A 1,161-nucleotide genomic window follows, 5' to 3' on the forward strand; every position below is an offset into this window, starting at 1 on the left:
TGGAATGATTCCTAATACGCCAGAGGCAATTAGAAAATTAGTAAAGAAAATGGGAGAACCCCATACACTTCGAGTGTGTTACGAAGCAGGACCAACTGGATATCCATTATATAGATTATTAACTAAAATGGATGTTCATTGTGATGTAATAGCACCGTCTCTTATCCCGCAAAGACCAGGTGAGCGAATCAAAACAGATCGTAGAGATTCACTTCGTTTAGCTCAATTATATAGAGCAGGAGAATTAACTTCTATTTATGTTCCGACTTCTGAAGACGAAGCTTTACGCGATCTTGTAAGATGCCGTGAAGATGCAAAAGAGGACCAACTAAGAGCTAAACACCGACTATCTAAATTTTTACTACGTTATAACATTCATCCGCCATCAGGAGTAAACAAATGGACAGTCAAATATTTTAGATGGTTAGATACATTAAAATTTGAAAGTTCTAAACTACGAGTGGTGTTTCAAGAATATTACCATCAAATAAAAGAGATAGAACAACGAATTCAAAGACTAGAAGAAGAGATTAAATTACAGTCCACCGAAGGTGTACATGCCCCAACCATCCAGGCCTTACAAGCATTAAGAGGTGTAGCACTTATTACGGCCACTAGTATTGCAGCTGAAATTGGTTCTTTCAAACGATTTGCGAATGCAAAACAATTTATGGCATATGTAGGTTTAATCCCAAGTGAATATTCGAGTGGTGAGAGTAGGAAACAAGGTAAAATCACGAAAACAGGAAATCGACATGTTCGTCGATTATTAGTTGAATCTGCTTGGAGTTATCGCTATCAACCTGCTGTTAAACGAGAATTGAAAAGGCGACTGGAAGGTCAACCTCCAGAGATACAAAGTATATCTTGGAAAGCACAGAATCGACTTCATAAAAAATATTATCGGTTATTAGCTAGAGGAAAAGAAAGTGGCAAGGCCATTACAGCAGTAGCTAGAGAGCTAGCAGGATTTATTTGGGCAGTAACTCAAGAACTAGAAGAAGTACGCTAAATTTAATAAATAATAGATTCTTAAACCAAAACATACTTACAAAGAAAAATAGATGAACTGAGAATAGGGCTAGAAGGCAAAGTAAAAAACCGGAAAGGAAAACCCACGTGCCTCCTCTGTACTATATCTAAATAGATTAACGTACGTCC

1 protein-coding gene is annotated in these 1,161 nt (G+C 37.2%); it reads left to right on the forward strand.

What is annotated here, in order from left to right; all coding sequences use genetic code 11:
- On the forward strand, window positions 1-1,012 hold a 1,012-nt coding region (locus tag ACFPM4_RS19095), incomplete at its 5' end, for an IS110 family RNA-guided transposase (RefSeq protein ID WP_382355356.1).
- Between the last annotated feature and the right edge of the window lie 149 nt (window positions 1,013-1,161).

It is taken from the genome of Lederbergia graminis, from assembly GCF_042655485.1.
Lineage (GTDB): Bacteria > Bacillota > Bacilli > Bacillales > Bacillaceae_C > Lederbergia > Lederbergia graminis.